Below are 21,088 nucleotides of genomic sequence, written 5' to 3' on the forward strand. Positions count from 1 at the left end.
AAGAGGGCTCATGCCGTTGTTTCTCTTCCATGATCGCCTGAGCGTTCGCTTTGCGTTCCGGCCTGTGCGAAACGCCAGTTCAACGCCTTCTAAGTCCCGTCCCGGGCGTGCACGTCTGCCGCATCAGTCCTGCCGGTCGAGCATCTCGCGCACCGCCACCGCCAGCTGCTTCAGCGAGAACGGCTTGGGCAGGAAGCCGAACTTGGCATCCGCCGGCAGGTTGCGCGCAAATGCGTCCTCTGCATAGCCGGAAACGAAGATGAACTTGAGGTCGGGATAGGTCTTGCGCAGCTCCTTAAGCAGCGACGGCCCGTCCATTTCCGGCATCACCACGTCGGACACGACGATGTCGACCTTGCCCTCGAGCTCCTCCATGATCTCCAGCGCCTCGGTGCCGGAGCCTGCCTCGTGCACGGTATAGCCGCGGGTTTCCAGCATCCGCTTGCCGCCGCGGCGCACCGCCTCCTCGTCCTCGACAAGCAGCACGACCGCCGAGTTGCCGGTGAGATCGACGTCTTCGGCCGGGGCCGAGGCGATCTTCGGCTGTGCCGCGACGTCGGCGCTGGCCGAGCCCGGGCTGCCCGGTTCCGGCGTCGGCACGATCTCGGGAATGTGGCGCGGCAGGAATACCCGGAACGTCGTGCCCTTGCCGACTTCTGATTCCGGATAGATGTAGCCGCCCGACTGCTTGACGATGCCATAGACCATCGACAGGCCGAGACCGGTGCCCTTGCCGACCTCCTTGGTGGTGAAGAACGGCTCGAAGATCTTGTCCATGATCTCCGGCGGAATGCCGGTGCCGCTGTCGGCCACTTCGACCATGACGAAATCGTCGGCCGGCAGCCGCGCGCCGGCAAATGCCGCAGCCTCGGCGCCGGTCACGTTGCGGGTGCGGATGCGGATCTGGCCGCCCTGCGGCATCGCATCGCGGGCGTTGACGCAAAGGTTGATCAGCACCTGCTCGAACTGCGACAGGTCGGTGCGCACGGGCCAGAGATCGCGTCCGTAGTCGACGTCGAGCTTGACATTGGTGCCCGAGATCAGCCGGTCGACCAGCATCCTGAGGTCGCCCACCACGTCGGTGAGGTTGAGCACTGCCGGCCGCATCGTCTGCTTGCGCGAAAACGCCAGCAGCTGGCGCACCAGCACCGCGGCGCGGTTGGCGTTGCGCTTGATCTCCATGAGGTCGGCGAAGCTTGCATCCGAGGGGCGCGCCTGCAGCAGCAGGTGGTCGGAGGAGAGCAGGATGGCGGTCAGCACGTTGTTGAAGTCGTGGGCGATGCCGCCGGCCAGCGTGCCGACGGCATTCATCTTCTGCGTCTGCGCCATCTGCGTCTCGAGCTCTTTCTGCTCGGTCGTCTCCACGGCGTAGACGATCGCCACCTCTTCCGGCGCCTCGTCGCTCTCGTCGATTACCGCATTGACGTAGAACCGCACATGGCGGTTCTCGTCGCCCGGGTGCCGGCAGTCGATCGGCGCGATGTCTCCCTGGCGGTCCTTGGCCGCCGCCAGCGCCCGCTCCAGGTCGCCGCGCGCCTGCTCGTTGACGATGGCGTCCAGCGTCGCGCCGGCCTCCACATCGTCGCGTGACACGACGCCGGCAAACAGCCGGAGGAACGGTGCGTTGATGCGCAGGATCTTGCCGTCGCCGCCGATCGAGGCGATCGCCATCGGCGTATTGTTGAAGAACCGCGTGAACCGCATCGCCGAGGCCGACTGGTCGGCGCCCTCGCCCTTCGGCCGGCCCAGAACGATCGTCCGGCTTTCGCCCGGCGCACCATCGCGCATCGACGAAACGCTGTGGACGAGGCGCACCGGCAGGCTCTGGCCGTTGCTGCGGCGCAGGTCGAGGTCCAGCGTTTCGGTGCGCGTCTGGCCGGGGCCTGCCTGCACCGACTGGATCAGCGCCATGCCCTCGCCGGCCACCATGTCGGAAATCGTCATCGATCCCGGCACGAACTTGGTGAGGTCGAGGCCCAGCCATTCGGCAAGCGTCGCATTGAGGTAGAACAGCTCGCCCTTCTTGCCCGCCGAGAAGAAGCCGGCCGGCGCATGGTCGAGATAGTCGATGGCGTTCTGCAGCTCGCGGAAGAACCGCTCCTGGTCCTCCCGCTCCGAGGTGATGTCGGCGATCTGCCACACGTCATGCGGCGTCTTTTGCGTCGGCGAGGTCAGGATGCGCGCCTTCAGGCGGTACCAGTGGGCGCCGGATCCGCTGGCCGAGGCGCGGCCGAGCGGCTTCAGCAGGCGGAATTCCTCGTGCCCCTCGCGGCCTTCGCGCAGTGCTGCGGTCAAGCGGTAAAGCGCTTCGGTCGCCTCGCGGTTCTTCGACAAGAGGGCTTCCAGCGACTGGGCGTTGGCCGCCTTCGTCGCACCGGTCAGTCGGCCATAGGCGGCATTGGCGTAAAGAATGCGGCTGCGCTCGTCGGTCACCAGGATGCCGTCCGGATGGCCGGCCAGGTAGCTTGCGGCAAACTCGTCGGAGCGCGATTGCGGCATCACTTCCACAAGCCCGATGATCGACGAAACGATGAAGAAGATGCCGACCATCGCCAGCACGCCGAGCACGCCCAGCACCAGTTCGTTGTCCATCGCGTCCTTGAATACCACGAAGGCGATCGACACGCCGACCAGCACCAGCGCCAGCAGGAGCAGGCGCAAGACTGTGCCACTCCGCCTGCCGCTGTCCACCAGCGGCGCGTCGTAACTGGCGGCCGGCTGCGCTTTCGACATTACACCTCGCACTTCGACCTGTCGTTCAGTGACGGCCCCGGAATCGTTCCTGACGTCTTCCATAGCAAGTTGAAGCCCCGTCAAAAAGCGTCGAGCCGCAGAAAGCCGTTGAAGACATTCATATTCCTATTGCTCAAGTGCCGCCCCTCTCCATATTCGCCATTGCCGGGTGCGGCAGGCGACGAAACCTGTCGGGGCAGACTGTATCGGCGGGCCGGCTTGCCGCGGGCTTGCGACTTGCCTAGGCTGCCGGATGCATGCCGGTGACTGCCGATGGCCTGCCGTCGGCACCATGATCTGGCGGTTTGGTAAACCGCCTCGACGTCCAAGCCTCCCGGTGGTCGGGCAACAGGCAACCAAGGAGAAGCACGGCATGATCGAGGAATTGATGAGCGACTACGGCGGCCGCCTGTTCATCGCGGTCGGTGGCGTCGGCCTCGGCTTTCTCTGCCTCGTCGCCGTGCTTCTGATGCTGCGCCGGCGCAGCGGCCCCTCGCCGTTCCTGCGTGGCGGCAAGAACCGCCAGCCGCGCCTGCAGGTGCTCGATGCAGCCGCCGTCGATGCGCGCCGGCGGATCGTCCTGGTGCGCCGCGACGATGTCGAACATCTGGTGATGATCGGCGGCCCGACGGATGTCGTCATCGAAAGCGGCATTCGGCCCCAGGGGCTGCAGACCGTCGGCTACGCAGAGCAGGGGGGCGAGACGACAAGCCTTTCCGACGAGACGCCGGCCGAGCCACGGCTTCAGGCGCCACCGCGCCAGATTTCTTCGGCGGGCGAGCGCCTGGCGTCAGCGACCGTCGCCCGTTCGCCGGCAGCCGAGCCTGTTGCAGCCGTTGCGCCACAGCCGGCGGCGCAGGCTGCGGTCGAACGCCCGGTCAGCGCCCGGCCGACTACCCAGCGTCCCATCCCCGAGCGCCCCCTTCCGGAGCGGACTGCAGCCCAGCGACCTGTCGCGACACCTCCGGTCGAACGCCAGATGGCCGAGCCCGCAGCGCCGCACGTGACTGCCGAGGCGCCGGTGCGAGACATGCCGCCTACGCCGCAGCCGCGGCCTGCGCAGACCGCTCGTCCCGTCGAACCGCCGGCCCCGGATGTCCTTCCCGAGCCTGCCGCACCCATGCCCACATCACTCATGTCCGCAGCCCCTATGTCTGCAGCGCCGATCTCTGTCACTCCCGTCAGCGCGCCGGCCATCCCGGCCGCCGAGCGTCGGCAGACGGAAAACGCCGCCCCGGATATCGGTGCTGCAACCGACGCACTCGACGCCGCCCGTCAGCGGGTCTTCCATCCGACGCCGCAGGCTCCAGCCCCCGCCGCATCGATCCCGTCGCCCGCACCGTTCGAAATCACCGCACCGGCTGCAGCTGCGCCGGCAATCGTTGCGAACGCGCAGCCGCCGCAGGCGCCCGTTTCGCCGGCGCCCTCGCGCCCGCTCGGCAGCGATTTCGATCGGATCCTGGAAGAGGAAATGGCCAACAATCTGGCGCTGGAGCGGGACGGTGCCGAACCGGCAACCTCCGTACCGGCCCTGCCGCCGCGGGATCCGGCCCAGCCGCGCGTCACCGGTGCGACGCCCGATCCGTCGCTGCAGACGGAGATCGCCCGCATATTCGGCGAGATGTCGGTAAACCGCAACGATCGCTAGCACCTGGCAACGGGCGGAGCGTGCTGCTCTGCCCGGCCGCTCGGCCACGGGTCAGGCAGGAGAGGACGTCGCAGCTCGCCTGCGGACAAGGCTCTGCCGCAAACAAAAAAGGCGCCTTCCGCGGAAAGCGCCTTGACCGGTCGGGATCATTCGTCCCGGTAGACTTTTTCGCGTCGCTCGTGGCGCTCCTGGGCCTCGATCGACAAGGTGGCGATCGGCCTCGCGTCGAGCCGTCGCAAGCCGATCGGCTCGCCGGTCTCTTCGCAGTAACCGTAGGTGCCGTCCTCGATGCGCTGCAGGGCCGAGTCGATCTTGGAGATCAGCTTGCGCTGCCGGTCACGGGCCCGCAGTTCGATGGCTCTGTCGGTTTCGGAAGATGCCCGGTCGGCGAGATCCGGATGATTGGCGCTTTCTTCGGCGAGGTGCCCAAGCGTCTCGCGCGCTTCTCTCAAGATGTCGTTTTTCCAGGCGATGAGCTTGGCTCGGAAATATGCCCGCTGGCTGGCATTCATGAACTCATCATCTTCCGAGAGGATGTAGCTGCTAAGGTCGATCTTCTCACTCAACGCAATTCTCCTGAAGAACAGCTCTCACGCGGCGTCCTATACTCCAAGTTAAGGGGACGATTCAAGCCTGACGCGTGTTTATAAGGCATTTTTAAAATTGACATAAATTTCAGCTAAGCGACTAATCTTTAAGCGGTTTCTGGAAATGCAGAGCAACGGCGTTTTCCACCCCTGGGATTTGGTGGCGGTCCGACTGCCCGTAACGGGAGTGTTGACGCGGCGCCCGGCATCAGGCTACTCGACATCCTCCGGTCACCCAGCGCGAAAATCACATGATCACAGTCGAGCCGCAGCCGTCCCGCATCCTGCTCATGCGCCATGCCCGCTCGGCCTGGGCCGAACCCGGCGGGCGCGACTTCGACCGCCCGCTCGACGAGCACGGCTTCGCCGAAGCCGAGATCGTCACGTCGCTCGCCGCCGACCGCCGCTACCGGCCCGATCTGGTGCTGTCATCGACGGCGCTGCGCTGTCGCCAGACGGCCGACGCCGCGCGCCGCGCCTTCGGCGAGGAGTGCGAAATGCTGTTCATCGACGAACTCTATAACGGCGGCGTCGAGACCTATCTGGAGGTTCTCTCCACCCAGAAGCAGGCGCAAGCCGTCATGCTGATCGGTCACAACCCGCGCATGGAAGAGGTGCTGCAGGCGCTGCTCGGCGACGACCGGACCGCAGCCGCCATACCGGCCGGCTATCCGACGGCAGGACTTGCGGTTCTCGATCACGGCGGCACGGTTGCCGCCGCCGCCGGCACCTGGCTGCTCAGCGATTTCCTCAAGGGCTGAGCGCGGCAAGGCGCCATTCCCGGTCGCCCTTCCCTTTTGCAACCGGATGCGCTGTCTATATAGGCAGGAACGACATCAACGGGTCTTTGCCTTGCCGCCATCCCTCACCACATTCAAGGACGACGCGCTCATCGCGTTCGACAACCTCACCGACCGCGCGTCGGGCCTCGTCAATCCGACGGTCCGGCTCGGCGTCACCGGCCTGTCGCGGGCCGGCAAGACGGTGTTCATCTCGTCGCTCGTCCACAATCTCCTGCATGGCGGGCGCCTGCCGCTGTTCGAAGCGGTGCGCTCGGGCCGGGTGTCGGCTGCGCGTCTGGAGCCGCAGCCGGACGACCAGATCCCGCGCTTCCAGTACGAGGACCACATCCAGGCGCTGGTGCGTGACCGGATCTGGCCCGATTCGACCCGCGCCATTTCGCAACTCCGCCTGACGCTCGACTACCAGAGCGCCAGCGGCTGGGGGCGGATGTTTTCGGCCGGCAAGCTGTCCATCGACATCGTCGACTATCCGGGCGAATGGCTCCTCGACCTGCCGCTGCTCGGCCAGGATTTCCGCACCTTCAGCGCCGCGACCGTCGCCCTTGCCCGCACCGGCATCCGCCGCGAACTGGCACGCGACTGGCTGGCACTGGCCGACAGCATGGATCCGGCAGCTCCGGCCGACGAGATGACCGCCCGCCGCCTGTCGGAAGCGTTTGCCGCCTATCTCAAGGCCTGCAAGTCCGATGAGCGGTCGCTGTCGACGCTGTCGCCCGGCCGCTTCCTGATGCCCGGCGACCTCGAAGGCTCGCCGGCGCTCACCTTCGCGCCGATCCCGGACCTTCCCGACGGCCGCCTCGAACGCGGCACGCTCGGGGCGATGATGGAGCGCCGCTTCGAGGCCTACAAGTCGGTCGTCGTCAAACCCTTCTTCCGCGAACATTTTGCCCGCCTCGACCGGCAGATCGTGCTGATCGATGCGCTGCAGGCGCTGAACCGCGGCCCGGAGGCGGTGCAGGATCTGGAGCGGGCACTGGCCGACGTGCTGGCCTGCTTCCGCCCCGGCACCAATTCACTGCTCTCGTCGCTGCTCGGCCGGCGGATCGACAAGGTGCTGGTCGCCGCCACCAAGGCCGACCACCTGCATCATGAGAGCCACGACCGTCTCGAAGCGCTCACCCGCCGCCTCGTCGACCGCGCCATCCAGCGCATCGGCATGTCCGGCGCCGGCATCGAGGTGATCGCCATCGCCTCCGTTCGCGCCACCCGCGAGGCGACGGTGCGCCAGGATGGCGAAACGCTGCCGGTGATCACCGGCACGCCGATGGCGGGCGAGAGGATCGACGGAGAAATCTTCGACGGCAAACGCCGAACCGCCATATTTCCCGGGGACTTGCCGGAGAAACCGGATTCTCTTTTTCAAGGTCCGGACTCTGTTTCTGAAGATCGCGCGCTACCCCACCTGAATATCGTCAGATTCCGTCCGCCGGACATCGACGAGGCCGGCAACGTGACGCTTTCGGTGCCGCATATCCGCCTCGACCGCGCCCTTCAGTTCCTGTTCGGAGACCGGCTGGCATGAGGAGCGATCGATGACCAATGACGACCGTGAACCGCCGCAGGGCCAGGCCACGCCTCGTCGTCCGGGTGTCTTCCAGCTGTCCGGCGACGATGCGCCGGTAACCGTGCGGCGTGCGCCAAGGGCATTCGACGACGGGATTATTCCGACAGCGGATGCCGACGATCCGTTCATCACGCCGCCGGAACTGGCGGCGGCCGAGGCGCTGGTCGCCACGCCGCGCAAGCGCCGCTTCTCGTTCGGCAAGCTCGCCGTCGGCGCCTTCACCGCCTTCCTGTCGCTCGCGTTCTGGCTCTGGGCCGATGCCATCGTCCGCGATCTGTTTTCGCGCGCCGACTGGCTGGGCTACACAGCCGTCGGCGTTCTCGCTGTCGCCGTCCTGGCGCTTGCCATCGTCGTCGGTCGCGAGATCGCCGGGCTGATGCGGCTCGGCGCCGTCCAGTCGCTGAAGGCTGAGGCCGAGGCGATCGGTGCGACCTCGGGCCCGAAGACCGCCCGCCAGATCGTCTCGCGGCTCGAAACCCTGCTGTCGCACCGGGCCGAGACGGCCCGCGGCCGGGCGGCGCTGGATGCGACGAAAGACGACATCATCGACGCACCGCAGCTTCTCGATCTTGCCGAGCGCGAACTCATGGCGCCGCTCGACCGCCAGGCGCGTGCCCTCATTCTCGGCGCTTCGCGGCGCACCTCGGTGGTCACCGCCGTCAGCCCGCGCGCCGTCGTCGATCTCGCCTATGTGCTGTTCGAGGTCACAAGGCTGGTGCGCGCCATGGCCGAACTCTATGGGGGCCGTCCCGGCACGATCGGATTGCTGCGGCTGCTGCGCGACGTCATCGCCCACCTGGCGGTCACCGGCTCGATCGCCGTCGGCGACGGTATCGCCCAGCAGGTGCTTGGCCACGGTCTTGCGGCAAAGCTTTCGGCACGCCTCGGCGAGGGCGTCATCAACGGGCTGCTCACCGCCCGCATCGGCATCGCGGCCATGGATCTTTGCCGCCCACTGCCCTTCCGCGCCCTCAGACGGCCCGGCATCGGCGACTTCATCGGCGACATCGCCTCGTCCGGAAATCGCACGCCCTGAACCGCGCGCAAGGACCCGGAAACCACCGAAAATAAACGGCTCGTTAACCACTGCGAGACTATGGTTAACGCAATTCAGGACGCCGCTCGCCAAGGAAAGTTTAATGGTCTCGCGCTTCTTTTCCCCGCAGGTCGGGCTGTACGCCGCCGCTGCCCTCGCCGTTGCCGCCATCGCCCCGCAGGCCGATGCAGCACCCCGCGACAAGGTGTTTTTCGAGACCGCAGCCGGCGCCTGGAAGGGTCCGGGCGAGATCGTCGCCGGCAAGTACAAGGGCACCAAGTTCACCTGCAACCTCACCGGCGAACCGACGCCTGACGCCGATCTCGGCATCAAGCTCGACGGCACCTGCCGCGTCGGCGTCTTCAAGCAGCCGATGTCCGCGGTCATCAGCCAGGCCGGCGGCGGCTACAAGGGCAAGTTTCTCGATGGCGCCGAGGGCAAGGGTCTCGACATCGTCTCGGGCGCCGTCAGCGGCGACAAGATCGTCGTCGGCATCAACCGCGCCAAGCTGAACGGCGTGATGATCGCCCGCATGCAGAACCCCGCGGTCATGAACATCACGATCTCGGTGAAGGTCGAGGAGCAGATGGTGCCGGTCATCGGCCTTGCCCTGACGCGTGATACCGACGAGCTCGCCGTCGGATCCATCAAGCCCTGATCTAACCTTGGTCGAGATCGGCTAGCGGCGCCACCAGTCGCGCGCCGCATCCGCAACGGCAATTCCCGAGACATCGGCCTGGCTCAGCCAGGCCGAAACCGTTTTGCCCAGCACCTTGAGATCCGGCGCGATGTCGGCAAGCGGCATCAGCACGAAGCCGCGCTCGGTCATCCGCGGATGCGGAACGTCGAGCCCCTCCTCGTGGATCTCTCCTTGCTCCCCGAAAGTCAGCACGTCGATGTCGATGGTGCGCGGTCCCCAGCGCTCGATGCGCACCCGCTTCATGCCGCGCTCGATCGACAGGCATAGATCGAGCAGCGCCTTGGCCGAAAGGCGGGTCGAGAGCAGCGCGCAGCTGTTGAAGAAATCCGCCTGGTCCGTCTTGCCCCAGGGCGGCGTCCGGTAGAGCCTCGATACGGCATCGACGCGACAGTCGTCGCGGCCGTCGAAAATCGTCAGCGCCTCGGCCATGGCGCCGGCCGGATCGCCGATATTGCCGCCAAGCCCGATGGCCGCCTGTGTCCAGGTCCGCGGGTCGTCTGCCTCAGGGACGATGCTCAACACGCACCTCCACATGGTCGAGGATACCCGGGATCGGCACGCTCGGCTTGCGCACGGTGATCGCCGCCCGCCGGATCTGCGGGAACTTGGCGCACAGCGCCAGCGCGATGTCGTTGGCGAGTGCCTCGATCAATGCCCGCCGGGTCTTCGTCACCACATCCTCGATGACGGTGAAGGCATGGCCGTAATGCACGGTGGCGGCCAGATCGTCCTCCGCCAGCGCCGATGCTGCGGGCACTTCCAGCTCGGCATCGATGAAGAACCGCTGGCCGAGCACCGATTCTTCCGCCAGCGCCCCGTGACGGCCATAGAAGGCGCAGTTCTTCAACGTGATCTGGTAGGTCTTCAATGGCTTTCTCCCGGCCTGGCGCCTGCCGCGAGCACCGCATCGGCAATCCGCAGCGCATCGCGATTGGCGGGCACCGCATGAACGCGCACGATCGCCGCCCCGCCGATCCGCAACAGCGCCGTCGTCGCCGCGGTTCCGACGTCGCGCGCATCCGGCGCCTCGCGGCCCGTCGAGGAACCGATGAAGCGCTTGCGCGACGTGCCGACCAGAAGCGGCAGGCCGAGCGCCTGGAGCTCCTCGAACCGCGCCATCAGCGAAAAATCCTCGGTCGCATTCTTGGCAAACCCGAAGCCTGGATCGAGCACGATGCGATCACGGGCAATGCCCGCCGCATCGGCAAGCGCCAGCGACGTCTTGAAGAACAGCTGCTGGTCGGCGATCAGGTCGGCGAGCTTTTCCGCCTCGCGCCCGCGGCCGGTGTGCATCATCACCAGCCCCGCCCCCGATTGCGCCACCACCTGCGCCATCTGCGGGTCGTGGCGCAGGCCGTAGACGTCGTTGACGATATGGGCGCCTGCCTCGACCGCCAGCTGCGCCGTCGAGGCGCGATAGGTGTCGATGGAAATCAGCGCATCCGTCTCCCCCTTCAGGGTGCGGATCACCGGCAGCACCCGCGCCTGTTCTTCTTCCGGCGAGACGGGCGTCGCACCGGGACGGGTCGATTCGCCGCCGATGTCGAGGATCGCTGCCCCCTCCTCGACGCAGCGCAGCGCATGCGAGACCGCCTCCTCGACGCCCTGGTGACGGCCGCCGTCGGAAAACGAATCCGGCGTCACGTTGATGATCGCCATCAGGTGACCCTGCGGTCCGAGCGAAAGCTGTCTGCCGTGGCCGACCTGCCAAATCTTGCCGCTGGGGAGAATCACCGGAGGTCCAATCGTCTCGTTCACGAACAATTTCGCAACGACCTGTTGCGATGCTAAGCGCTATGCCCCAAGCTTCAGCCAACTTCAATCTCGCAAGGCCCAGAATGTCCTCAGCCCGCCGCGCCCGATTTCTGCTCGGGGCAACCCTGCTGCTGCTTGCGGCGCCAGGTCTGGCCTCTCCCGCACCGCTGATTACCAAGACCTATTCCTACTTCTCGATCGGCGGCCGCACCGCCGAGGATCTCGACAGCGAGCTTGAGCGGCGCGGCCCGATGACCCGCGCCAGCGGCTTTCGCCATCCCGGCGCGACGCAGATTAGCTTCGGCGGCGAAGTCACCTATCTGGAAAACACGGCGCGCTGCTCCATCGGCGGCACCAAGGTGACGCTGAAGACGAAGATCATCCTGCCACGCTGGAAGAACCGCCGCGCCGCCACCGGCAGCCTCGGGCTGATCTGGGACACGCTGTCCTCCGACATCAAGCGCCACGAGGAACGCCACGCCGAGATCGCCCGCAACTATGCCCGCCAGCTGGAGCAGAGCCTGGAGCAACTGCGGCCTCAGGCTACCTGCGCGCTGCTGGAGGCCCGCGTCGGCGAAACCACGCGGCGCATCGTCGACGAGCATGACAAGGAACAGCTGCGCTTCGATATCGTCGAGTCGAAGAATTTTGACGCGCGCATGATGCGGCTCCTCAAGTACCGCGCCGCCGCGACCGAGTGAGGCTGGTTCAGCCGGCTGGCGACGGGTCGCCAGCCTCGCCCGGAGCTTGCGCCGCCCCTCGCCAATGATTGATGATTTCTTGGAATAGCGCAATTTAGTAAATACGCATAAATTCAGCCTTACGGACGGCGGTCAGGTTCCTGACATTCCGGGCGGACCAGAGGCGACGTTGCCGCATGCGAGGCGGCGCATGCGGCAACCGCCTTTTCCGGAACATGATGTTCCATGGTCCGCGCGGCGTCCGGACGGCAGCAGCCCCCGGCAGCCGGACATTCTGGACGACGTTCAGTTCAGGGCACGCAATGCGTGTCACCCCCCTCTGGGCGTAGTCCGCGCGTATCGTGTTCTCCTCCCGGCGTATCGTCTTGCCACAGGTCGCTCCTCCCTCGCCTGTCGGTGATACGCCAGCCTCGGCCTCGCTCGACGCTTGAAAGCGCAGCGAGGCTATTTTTTTGCCGGAATCCCGGCAGGCGGGACGGCGGTCAGCCCTGGCGTTCGGGCACCTGCACCACGAGCCCGTCGAGCTCCGGCGTCACCTTGATCTGACAGGAGAGGCGCGAGGTCGGACGCACGTCGACGGCGAAATCCAGCATGTCCTCTTCCATCGGCAGCGGCCCGCCGACAGCCTCGGTCCAGGCGTCGTCGACGTAGACATGACAGGTGGCACAGGCACAGGCACCGCCGCATTCGGCATCGATGCCGGGAACGGAGTTGCGCACGGCATTCTCCATGACTGTGGAGCCGGGCTCCGCATCGAGGTCGAAGCGCGTGCCGTCGAAGGCGACGATGGTCAGTTTCGTCATGTCTGGATCCTGGGAGAAGCTTGCGGGATAACGGAAAAAGGCGGCGCTGTCTTCCGACAATTCGCCGCCTCAGTCAATGTTTCCAATGTATCCGGCCGTCTGCGTCACCGTCCGGCGAGCGGAGCCGACAGGTGGTCCCGGCGCTTGCGAACGCTTGCGTCCAACCCTCAGCGCGACAGCCTGAGGATGAAGTTCTCGGTTTCGACGACGGCGGCGCTGAGCGCTGCGCGGGCCGCCGCATCCTGCGGATCGTTTTCCAGCGACTGCGCATGCGCGGCCACCTTGAAGGCACCGACGCCGTTGGCGGCACTCTTCAGCCGGTGTGCGGACGCGACCACCGCTTTCGGCGAGCCAGATGAGAGTTCGGCGAGCGCTGCCCGCGCCTGGCGGGTAAACAGTTGCAGCACCTCGGCCTCCAGCAGCTTGTCGCCCATCGTCTGCACCGCCAGATGCACGAGGTCGATCGGCCGCTCGGAACCTGCACGGGAGCCGGACGCCTGTTCGGGCGCTTCGAAAGCGATGCTGACCGCTGCCATGCTGATGTTCCTTGTGTTGTCACCTCGGTCGAGCCTGAGGCGTACCGGTCGCCATCGCGTTAAATTTCGGCACAGTTTGCCCGGGCTTTCTGCATTCATGGTTAACGATGCGTAACCGCCGCCAGAATCAGGGAAAACGGCGGCAGCCAGAGTTTAAAATCTGTTAACAAGAGGGCCATCCCCATGAGCCTCCGGGGCCTCGAATTGTGTCTTCGCGGGGAATGTGCCACTACAGTACGATTGAAACCGGTGTGGGCATGACGCTCTCCCGGCAAATGCGTAGCCGGTAAGCTTTTCTTATGACCACGTGGTCAAGGAAGAAAGCCGGTCTTTGGAATGCCCGGATCGTGCCGCAGCAATGCCGGCGGGCTCCGGACGGCGGGTCGACAGTTCGCTGCAGACGGCAAGGCGGAAAACAGCGACTGGCCGGATGAGTATGTAACGAGGCGTAACCGCATGGCTAAGAATCCGCACAGCGAGTCGATCGACGAGACCGCGTTCCAGGCACTGGAAGACGCACTGAAGATCGACTTCAACGACGAGCCGCAGCCGCAGCAGCCGGCGTCTCGAGGCAGGCCTGCAGCTGCGCCCCGGGAGGCACGTGTGCAACAGAAGCCAGACCAGCGTACCGCCAGACCCCAGCGCCCGACCCGTCCGCCGGAAGCGCCCCGTCCGCCGGCTGCCGAAACCACCGCGCCGAAATCGCCGACCTTCGAGCCCGCCAACGACAGCGGCCGCCGCGCCAATTCCGCCATCCTCCGCTCGCTGGAAAGCGGCTCCATGCGTTCGGCGCTCCGCAATGCCGGCATCGTGTCGGTTCTCTGGGCGCTCTGCGGCCTCGGTCTCGCCCAGCTGCTTTACGGCAGCCAGCTGTGGCAGGCTTCGTCTGTCGCCTCGCTGCTCGCCATGCCCGGCCTGCTCGCCGTCCTTATCGGCATCTTCGTGCCGATCATGCTGTTCTTCGCCTTCGCCGTGATGATGGCCCGCGCCCAGGACCTGCGCAATGCCGCCCGCTCCATGGCAGAAGTGGCGCTGCGTCTCTCGGAACCGGAAACTATTGCCTCCGAACGCATCATGTCGGTCGGCCAGGCCGTCCGCCGCGAAGTCTCTGCAATGAACGAGGGCATCGAGCGCACGATCGCCCGGGCAACCGAGCTTGAGACGCTGGTGCATTCCGAAGTAACCGCGCTCGAGCGCAGCTATGCCGACAACGAACTGCGCGTGCGCGGCCTAGTTCACGAGCTCGGCTCCGAGCGCGACGCCATCGTCAATCATGCAGAACGCATCCGCTCTTCCATCGTCGGCGCCCATGACCAGCTGAAGGAAGACCTTTCGCTCGCCACCGAAGAGATCGCCGTCCGGCTCGCCACCACCGGCGAAGCCTTCGCCTCGATGATCGATACCCGCGCCGCCGTGCTGACGGAGCGCTCGAATGCCGCCGGCGAAGCCCTCGGCTCGCTGCTCGCTGCAAAGACCGACACGCTGCTGAAGGCGCTCACCGATTCTGGCTCGTCGCTGGCCCTGGAATTCGACGACCGTCTGGAGACGCTGACCTCGACGCTCGCCAACCGCGGCAACGAGATCCTCAAGAACTTCGAGACCCGCGCCTCGACGCTCGATGCCAGCACCGACAAGCTCAACGCCGCGCTGTCCGAGCGCACGCGCCTGCTCAACGAGACGCTGCTGTCGCGCACCCGCGAAATCAACGAGACGCTGACCGACGGCGAGCGCACCATCACCGGCTCGCTCGACAGCGTCCTCAGCTCGCTCAACCGGTCGCTCGACGACAAGGGCGCCGGCTTCCGCCAGAGCCTGCAGTCCGCCGCCGACGATGCGGTCATGGATCTCGACCTGCGCACCGGCCTCTTCGAGGAACGCCTGCAGGGCACCATTGGCCAGCTCAGCGCCAGCTTCGACACCGGCCTCTCCGATTTCACCAGCGCCTTCGACCAGCGCGCCGGTACGCTCGGCTCCAAACTCACCGAAAGCCTGGCCCGCATCAGCGAGACGGTGAACGGCGGCTCGGATTCCATCGAGGGCATCCTGTCGACCAGCATCGATCGCATCGGCTCGTCACTGACCGATCATTCGCTGGCGCTCGCAACGACGCTCGGCACCAGCCAGGAACTGATCGAGACGGCGCTTGAAAGCGGCCGCAGCCAGATCGACGAGGCACTGGACAGCCGCACCCGTCGCCTGACCGCCGAACTCGAGGAACGCAACCGCAGCCTCAACGAGGGTCTCGACAGCCGCAGCCGCGCCCTTATCGAAGATCTCGATGCCCGCAACCGCGATCTGACGGAAGGCTTCGACAGCCGCAGCCGTTCGCTGGTCGGCGGTCTCGACGAACGCAGCCGCGCTCTGCTTGACGATCTCGACGACCGCAGCATCCAGATTGCCGGCGCGCTTGCCGCACAGACGGCGGAACTGACCGAAAGCGTTGCCAACGCCCACGAGCGCATCGGCACCGTGATGGCCGAGCAGGCCAGCAGCTTCACCGGCGCCCTCGACCAGAGCCAGACGCGCTTCGAGGAAACCGTCACCAACCGCTCGGCCGCCATCGTCGATGCCGTCGCCGGCAGCCAGGACCGTTTCGTCTCGGTACTCGAAGCCCGCACCTCGGCACTGGAAAATGCCGTCGTCGGTGCGCCGGAACGCCTCGCCGACCTCATCGATACGCGCATCGACAGCATGCAGCGGACGCTGTCCGAAGGCCATCAGCGCATCGAGACGGACCTTGGCCGTCGCATGACCGATCTCGGCGAGATGGTCTCCGGCGTCGATGAGCGGATCGGCGAAACCTTCGACGACCGCACCATGGCGCTCACCACCACGCTTTCGGTCGGCGAAGACCGCCTGTCCGGGCTGATGGACAGCCGCATCGACACCATGTCGAAGGCGCTTGCCGACGGCCACAATCGCATCGAGGCCGATCTCGGCAGCCGCGTCGACGCCCTGGGCACCATCGTTTCCGGCGTTTCGGAGCGCATCGGCGAAACCTTCGACGACCGCACCATGGCGCTCACCACCACACTGTCGGTCGGCGAAGATCGCCTGACCGGCCTCATCGACAGCCGCATCGACACCATGTCGCAGGCGCTGTCTGACGGCCACAATCGCATCGAGGCTGATCTGGGCACGCGCGTCGACGCCCTTGGCAACATCGTTTCGGGCGTTTCGGATCGCATCGGCGAAACATTCGACGACCGCACCATGGCGCTCACCACCACGCTGTCGGTGGGCGAAGATCGCCTGACCGCCCTCATCGACACCCGCATCGCCACCCTGTCGCAGGCTCTGTCCGAGGGCCATGAACGCATCGATGCCGATCTCGGTCGTCGTGTGGATGCGCTCGGCAACATCGTTGCCGGTGCCAGCGAGCGCCTGGCGGATGCACTCGACGATCGCGCCATGGCGCTGACGACGACCCTGTCGCTGAACGAGGATCGTTTGGCCGGCCTGATGGACAGCCGTATCGACACCATGTCGCAGCGGCTCGCCGAAACCGGCGGGCGGATCGAGGGTGATCTCGGCCGCCGCGTCGATGAACTCGGCGAGATCGTCTCCGGCGCTTCGGAGCGCATCGCCGAGACGCTTGGCGACCATGCCATGTCGCTCACCACCACCATGGCGCTCAGCGAAGACCGCTTTGCCCAGGCGATGGAGGAACGCTCGGCAGCGCTGATGTCGACGGTCGAGCAGGCCGACGAACAGCTGGCCCGCAGCTTCGGCAGCCGCAGCGAAGCCCTGCGCGCCGCCTATGCCGAGAACCAGGAGCGTCTCGACCGCTCGCTTGCCGATCGTACTGCAGAACTGTCGCGCACCCTCTCCTTCGGCAGCGAGACGATCGATCGCACGGTCGGCACCGCCGCCGATCGCATCGAGACGGCGCTCTCGGAGAACACCCAGCGGTTCGAGAGCAGCCTTGCCACCGGCATCGGCCGTGTCGAAGGCGCGCTTGGCACCAGCGAGGAACGCCTGTCGCAGCTGACATCGTCGACGGCCGAACGGGTCACCGAAACGCTGGAGACGGCGCATGAACGGCTGCGCGCGACGCTCGACGATCGCCGCGACATGATCTCGCTCACCCTCGACGAGGCTCATACCCAGCTTGGCGACCTGCTCAACGACCAGGCAACCCTGCTCGGCACGACGATCGCCACAAGCACCGGCATGCTGGAAATGTCGCTGGAGATGCAGCAGGAATCGCTGCGCGGCATCATCGACGGCGTCGGTGGCGATCTCGACGACCGCCTGCGCGACAGCGCCGGCCAGATCGCCGATCGCCTCGGCGACGCGGCCCGCGAAATCACTACGGCCGCCGGCGATTTCTCCACCCGTGTCGAACAGACCGTTGGCGGCGTCTCGACGGTGCTCGACGAAACGGGTCGCCGCATCGAAGGCACGTTCGGCGGCCTGGAAGAGCGGATCCGCACCCAGATCGACACGGTCACTGCGCGCGTCGACGACGCCGGCCGCGACCTGTCGGAACGCCTGCAGGAGCGCACCAGCGATCTCGAGCGCGTCAGCACCTCCAGCATCGACCGCCTGACGGGCACCGTCGAACAGGGCTCTGCCGAGTTCCAGCGGATCAGCACCGAGGCAGCCGAGCGCATCGGCTCGAGCTTCGAGACCGGCACCGCCCGCGTCGAGGAACGCCTGTCGACGATGGACCGCGCCATCTCGATCGGTCTCGACAACGTCTCGCGTACCATCGAAGGCCGCGCCTCCACCCTCGCCGGTTCGCTGCGCGAGGCCGTCGGCACCGCCGCCCGCGAGCTCGACAGCGAAGCCATGCGCTCCGCCGAGGAGCTGTCAAAGGTCGGCACGCAGTTCTCGGAAGACATGTCCAAGGTCGGAACGCAGTTCTCCGACGACATCTCGAACCGCCACACCGAGTTCACCCGCTCGATCGAGGAGCATTCCAACGAGATCGTCGGCCGCATCGGCGAAACCCAGAACCGGCTCGCCGGTCAGGCTGCCGCGGTCGCCCAGGCCTTCTCCGAAGCCGGCAACTCGATCATGCACAAGGTGTCTGAAGCCGAGACGCTGGTGCAGAACCAGGTCGGCGGCATCGCCCGGACGCTGGACGAGGCCGGCCGCACGCTCGACGAGCGCGGCAATGCCATCCGCTCCTCGCTCTCCGAGACCGCACAGTCGATCGACACTACCCTGTCGTCGCTCGACCAGTCCTTCGCCAGCCGCGGCGACAGCCTGCGCAGCACGCTCAGCGAAACCGCGGGCGATATCAATGCCGCCATCGAGGCGGTCGACAAGGCGCTCGAGGCGCGCGGCGAAGCCATCCGCTCCAGCCTCGACAACCGCTCGCGCGACCTCAACTCGATGCTGGCCTCGCGCTCGGCCGAGCTGTCGCGCCTCATCGACGAGAAGGCCCGGCCGCTGGTCGAACAGTATGCCGAAACCGGTCGTTCGGCCGCCGAACGTCTGGCGACGGCTGCCGACGAGAGCGCCGAACGTCTCGTGGCTGCAGCGCATCTCAACGCCGAGCGCCTGCGCCAGGAAAACGGCGCGCTCGTCGAGGCGATTGCCAACCGCACCAACGAGACGCTGGCCGCCATCGGCGACCGCACCCAGCAGGCCGCTGGCACGCTGCGCAACGTCGAGCACAGCCTGGCGGCAAACGTCAACGACCTGATCACCCGGCTGGAAAACAGCAATACCGGCATCGCCTCGCTGGTCGAGCATGCCGCCCGCGAGATCGGCGTTACCATCGACGATGCGACCAACAAGCTCGCCGCCGCCGATGAAAAGCTCGATGCGACGGCTGCCCGCTTCACCGAGCGCACCACCCAGGCCGCCGACATGGTGTCGAGCTCCAGCCGCCTGCTGGAGAACAATGTCGACCGCCTGACCCACATCTCCGGTCACACGCTGACCCAGGTCGGCACCATCGTCGGCCGCTTCGACGAGTATACCAAGGTGCTCGACCAGGCGTCGGAACTGCTGGGCGCTGCCCAGTCGAACCTCGCCAGCACGCTCACCGAGCGCCAGGATGCGCTTCGCTCGCTCTCCGTCGGCCTCGTCAAGCGGTCGGAAGAGATCGAGATCAACATGCGCAACCTGTCGACCATCGTCGATGGCGCCTTCCAGCGTGTCGACGAGCGCAGCGCCGAAGTCGGCCAGCGCCTGCGGCAGAACCTGCAGGGCTCGTTCGCCGAGATCAACCGCAACCTCGCCGAGACCCAGCACCAGGCCGAACAGACGGCTGAAGGCATGCGCGCCGCGCTGATGGGTGCCGGCACCGAGGCAACCCAGGCGATCGAGAACACCCTGTCGGATGCCGAGACGCGCTCGCGCGTGTTTGCCGAACGCATGCGCGGCGGCATTGCCGGTTCGCTGACGGATGTCGAGCGGATGCTCGCCGAGGCCGCCGGCAAGTCGGATGCCACCGCCGAACAACTGCGCCAGGCGCTCCGCCAGTCGGTCGAGGAAGCCATGCAGCGCTTCGCCGGCGCCACCGACGAGATCCGCCGCTCGGCCGGCGAAATCCGTCGCGAACTCGACGACACCCGCGCCGAACTGAAGCGCGGCGCCTTCGATCTGCCGGAAGAAGCCAAGGAAAGTGCGGCCGCCATGCGCCGCGCCGTCTCCGAGCAGATCAAGGCGCTGCAGGATATCTCGGCTCTGGTCGGCAAGTCCGCCCAGTCGCTGGAAGTCTCGCAGCCGGCGCCGGTGCGCCAGCAGCCACAGCCGCAACCGGTGGCCCAGCCTGCCCCGGCACCGGTGCGTCCGCAGCCGACGGCAGCAACCGTCGCCGCACCGCGCGCCACCATCGCTGCCCCCCAGCAGCCGGCTCAGCGCCCGGTCCAGCAGCCGGCACCGCAGACAGCGGCACAGCCACGCAGCGAAACGCTCGCCAGTGGCCTGCGCGGCAGCCTGCCCGTCGATCGCCCGACGGCGGTCGCTCCTCGTCAGCCGGAGCCCGCGCCGCAGCGTGGTGAAACCGGCGGCTGGATCAGCGACCTGCTGCGCGGCGCCTCGCGTGAGGATGCCGACGAGACCGCGGCGCTCCGCCAGCCTGCCGCCCGCGCCGCCGAACCGCAGCAGCGCAACGGCGACCAGCGCAATCCCCGCCACATGGTGGAATCGCTGAACTCGCTGTCGGTCGATATCGCCCGCGCCATCGATCACGATGCCTCGGTCGACCTGTGGCGCCGCTACCAGCGCGGCGAGCGCGACGTGTTCACCCGTCGCCTCTACACGCTGAAGGGCCAGCAGACCTTCGACGACATCCAGCGGAAGTACCAGCGCGAGCCGGAATTCCGCACCGCCGTCGACCGCTACATCGCCGACTTCGAAAAACTGCTTGCCGATGTTGCCCGCACCGATCGCGACCGCAGCGTCACGCAAAGCTACCTGACCTCCGATACCGGCAAGGTCTATACGATGCTGGCACATGCCGCGGGCCGCTTCAGCTGATCGGCAAAGTCATAAGGCATCGACATCGAAAAGCCGCCGGAGGATCATCCGGCGGCTTTTTCATTGGCTGCAATGATCAGGGTTCGTATCTCGCCTGTCAGCAAAACGTGGCTGAAGGTCGTCCGGCGGCGACGACGACGCTCTAGCCTCGGTTATTCGCAGCGGGCAAGAATCTCCTGGACGACGGCGCTGACCGGCCGGTTGGCATCGATGCTGATTGCCTGTGCTGGAAGATCGGCGCGTGTCGTGTGCTGGTGAAGGATCAGGGCGCGTTCCGATGGCTCCGAACCCCATTCGTTCGGTCGGCCGTCCAGACGACGCTCCAGCGTCTCGCGGTCGATGTCGAGCACGAGGACTGCGTCGAACAGATCAATGAACCGGGACCAATTGCGCGAACCGCCGCAGAAGAAGGTTTGCCGATGGGTAGGGTCGGTAACAAGGGCCTTCACGGCCTCGATGTCCCAGATGTGATGCCGCGAGATGAAGGAGGGGTCGTGGCGATGATGCTCGACGACCAAGGGATCGAGCCGTTGCCCCGTCGCCGGATCGCCTTGGTAGGCGAGAGTACGATCGCCATGGACGACGTGATGGCCAAGGCGCTCCAGTTCGATGGCGACCGTGGTCTTGCCGCTTCCCGAGCCGCCCTCGATGAGAATGTTGCGGATGCCCATCGTCGTTTTCTCCGTTCGGCGGTGCGCCGTCGGGAATGCGCATGGAAGCGCATCCCGCTCGCAAGAAGGCCGGCGTTCTCATCGAACGCCGGCCTTCAAAAATGCTTGCCT

At 66.5% G+C, this 21,088-nt stretch carries 15 protein-coding genes; 7 read left to right on the top strand and 8 right to left on the bottom strand.

What is annotated here, in order from left to right; genetic code table 11:
- Positions 1–123: 123 nt before the first annotated feature.
- Positions 124–2,733, bottom strand: coding sequence for a cell cycle histidine kinase CckA (gene cckA, locus AAIH46_RS01615; RefSeq protein ID WP_430303768.1), 2,610 nt, complete (start codon positions 2,731–2,733; stop codon positions 124–126).
- A 373-nt stretch (positions 2,734–3,106) separates the two neighbouring features.
- Between cckA and AAIH46_RS01620 the strand changes: the two genes are divergently transcribed.
- Positions 3,107–4,381, top strand: coding sequence for a flagellar biosynthetic protein FliO (locus AAIH46_RS01620; protein WP_430303769.1), 1,275 nt, complete (start codon positions 3,107–3,109; stop codon positions 4,379–4,381).
- Positions 4,382–4,527: 146 nt separating this feature from the next.
- Here the strand turns inward: AAIH46_RS01620 and dksA are convergent, their stop codons facing one another.
- Positions 4,528–4,947: an RNA polymerase-binding protein DksA gene (dksA, locus tag AAIH46_RS01625; protein WP_430303770.1), complete on the bottom strand. Its 420-nt coding sequence runs from the start codon at positions 4,945–4,947 to the stop codon at positions 4,528–4,530.
- Between the two features lie 272 nt (positions 4,948–5,219).
- Between dksA and AAIH46_RS01630 the strand changes: the two genes are divergently transcribed.
- From AAIH46_RS01630 to AAIH46_RS01645, 4 genes are all read left to right on the top strand, one after another.
- A complete protein-coding gene (locus tag AAIH46_RS01630) occupies positions 5,220–5,729 on the top strand; it encodes a SixA phosphatase family protein (protein ID WP_430303771.1) in 510 nt (169 codons plus the stop codon).
- Between the two features lie 91 nt (positions 5,730–5,820).
- The gene (locus tag AAIH46_RS01635) at positions 5,821–7,293 is read left to right on the top strand and encodes a YcjX family protein (RefSeq protein ID WP_430303772.1); all 1,473 of its coding nucleotides are present in this window, start codon (positions 5,821–5,823) and stop codon (positions 7,291–7,293) included.
- 10 nt (positions 7,294–7,303) lie between these two features.
- Entirely contained in the window at positions 7,304–8,371 is a 1,068-nt protein-coding gene (locus AAIH46_RS01640) for a YcjF family protein (protein ID WP_430303773.1), read from the top strand.
- A gap of 103 nt (positions 8,372–8,474) precedes the next feature.
- Positions 8,475–9,029 (top strand): hypothetical protein, encoded by a 555-nt coding sequence (locus AAIH46_RS01645; protein ID WP_430303774.1) that lies wholly within the window; start codon positions 8,475–8,477, stop codon positions 9,027–9,029.
- A gap of 21 nt (positions 9,030–9,050) precedes the next feature.
- Here AAIH46_RS01645 and folK read toward each other — a convergent pair whose 3' ends face one another.
- Genes folK through folP form a run of 3 tightly spaced genes read right to left on the bottom strand, consistent with a single transcriptional unit; the run spans position 9,051 to position 10,730 of the window.
- Positions 9,051–9,605, bottom strand: a complete 555-nt coding sequence (gene folK, locus AAIH46_RS01650) for a 2-amino-4-hydroxy-6-hydroxymethyldihydropteridine diphosphokinase (protein WP_430303775.1) — start codon at positions 9,603–9,605, stop codon at positions 9,051–9,053.
- Complete coding sequence (folB, locus tag AAIH46_RS01655) at positions 9,574–9,939, bottom strand: dihydroneopterin aldolase (protein WP_430303776.1); 366 nt, start codon at positions 9,937–9,939, stop codon at positions 9,574–9,576. The genes folK and folB overlap by 32 nt, the downstream gene beginning before the upstream one ends.
- The gene (gene folP / locus AAIH46_RS01660; RefSeq protein ID WP_430304958.1) at positions 9,936–10,730 is read right to left on the bottom strand and encodes a dihydropteroate synthase; all 795 of its coding nucleotides are present in this window, start codon (positions 10,728–10,730) and stop codon (positions 9,936–9,938) included. Before folP ends, folB begins: the two co-directional genes overlap by 4 nt.
- Before the next feature lie 179 nt (positions 10,731–10,909).
- Between folP and AAIH46_RS01665 the strand changes: the two genes are divergently transcribed.
- A complete protein-coding gene (locus AAIH46_RS01665) occupies positions 10,910–11,527 on the top strand; it encodes a DUF922 domain-containing Zn-dependent protease (protein ID WP_430303778.1) in 618 nt (205 codons plus the stop codon).
- A gap of 482 nt (positions 11,528–12,009) precedes the next feature.
- Here the strand turns inward: AAIH46_RS01665 and AAIH46_RS01670 are convergent, their stop codons facing one another.
- Together AAIH46_RS01670 and AAIH46_RS01675 are read right to left on the bottom strand one after the other, a co-directional pair.
- Positions 12,010–12,330: a 2Fe-2S iron-sulfur cluster-binding protein gene (locus tag AAIH46_RS01670; protein WP_430303779.1), complete on the bottom strand. Its 321-nt coding sequence runs from the start codon at positions 12,328–12,330 to the stop codon at positions 12,010–12,012.
- Between the two features lie 167 nt (positions 12,331–12,497).
- Positions 12,498–12,866 carry an Hpt domain-containing protein gene (locus AAIH46_RS01675; RefSeq protein WP_430303781.1) on the bottom strand — a complete coding sequence of 123 codons (369 nt, stop codon included), beginning with the start codon at positions 12,864–12,866 and terminating at the stop codon, positions 12,498–12,500.
- 456 nt (positions 12,867–13,322) lie between these two features.
- Here AAIH46_RS01675 and AAIH46_RS01680 point away from each other — a divergent pair, with 456 nt between their 5' ends.
- Positions 13,323–20,306, top strand: a complete 6,984-nt coding sequence (locus tag AAIH46_RS01680) for a hypothetical protein (protein WP_430303783.1) — start codon at positions 13,323–13,325, stop codon at positions 20,304–20,306.
- Positions 20,307–20,458: 152 nt separating this feature from the next.
- Here the strand turns inward: AAIH46_RS01680 and AAIH46_RS01685 are convergent, their stop codons facing one another.
- A complete protein-coding gene (locus AAIH46_RS01685) occupies positions 20,459–20,977 on the bottom strand; it encodes a nucleoside kinase (RefSeq protein WP_430303784.1) in 519 nt (172 codons plus the stop codon).
- Positions 20,978–21,088 lie beyond the last annotated feature (111 nt).

Origin of the sequence: Rhizobium sp. 0TCS1.26, from assembly GCF_050455525.1 — a bacterium.
Taxonomy (GTDB): domain Bacteria; phylum Pseudomonadota; class Alphaproteobacteria; order Rhizobiales; family Rhizobiaceae; genus Neorhizobium.

What these genes read in the sequence shown, in the direction of transcription:
- cckA (WP_430303768.1), bottom strand. Translation starts at nt 2,733, where the DNA reads ATGTCGAAAGCGCAGCCGGCCGCCAGTTACGACGCGCCGCTGGTGGAC.
- AAIH46_RS01620 (WP_430303769.1), top strand. Translation starts at nt 3,107, where the DNA reads ATGATCGAGGAATTGATGAGCGACTACGGCGGCCGCCTGTTCATCGCG.
- AAIH46_RS01630 (WP_430303771.1), top strand. Translation starts at nt 5,220, where the DNA reads ATGATCACAGTCGAGCCGCAGCCGTCCCGCATCCTGCTCATGCGCCAT.
- AAIH46_RS01640 (WP_430303773.1), top strand. Translation starts at nt 7,304, where the DNA reads ATGACCAATGACGACCGTGAACCGCCGCAGGGCCAGGCCACGCCTCGT.
- AAIH46_RS01645 (WP_430303774.1), top strand. Translation starts at nt 8,475, where the DNA reads ATGGTCTCGCGCTTCTTTTCCCCGCAGGTCGGGCTGTACGCCGCCGCT.
- folK (WP_430303775.1), bottom strand. Translation starts at nt 9,605, where the DNA reads ATGTGGAGGTGCGTGTTGAGCATCGTCCCTGAGGCAGACGACCCGCGG.
- folP (WP_430304958.1), bottom strand. Translation starts at nt 10,730, where the DNA reads ATGGCGATCATCAACGTGACGCCGGATTCGTTTTCCGACGGCGGCCGT.
- AAIH46_RS01665 (WP_430303778.1), top strand. Translation starts at nt 10,910, where the DNA reads ATGTCCTCAGCCCGCCGCGCCCGATTTCTGCTCGGGGCAACCCTGCTG.
- AAIH46_RS01670 (WP_430303779.1), bottom strand. Translation starts at nt 12,330, where the DNA reads ATGACGAAACTGACCATCGTCGCCTTCGACGGCACGCGCTTCGACCTC.
- AAIH46_RS01675 (WP_430303781.1), bottom strand. Translation starts at nt 12,866, where the DNA reads ATGGCAGCGGTCAGCATCGCTTTCGAAGCGCCCGAACAGGCGTCCGGC.
- AAIH46_RS01680 (WP_430303783.1), top strand. Translation starts at nt 13,323, where the DNA reads ATGGCTAAGAATCCGCACAGCGAGTCGATCGACGAGACCGCGTTCCAG.
- AAIH46_RS01685 (WP_430303784.1), bottom strand. Translation starts at nt 20,977, where the DNA reads ATGGGCATCCGCAACATTCTCATCGAGGGCGGCTCGGGAAGCGGCAAG.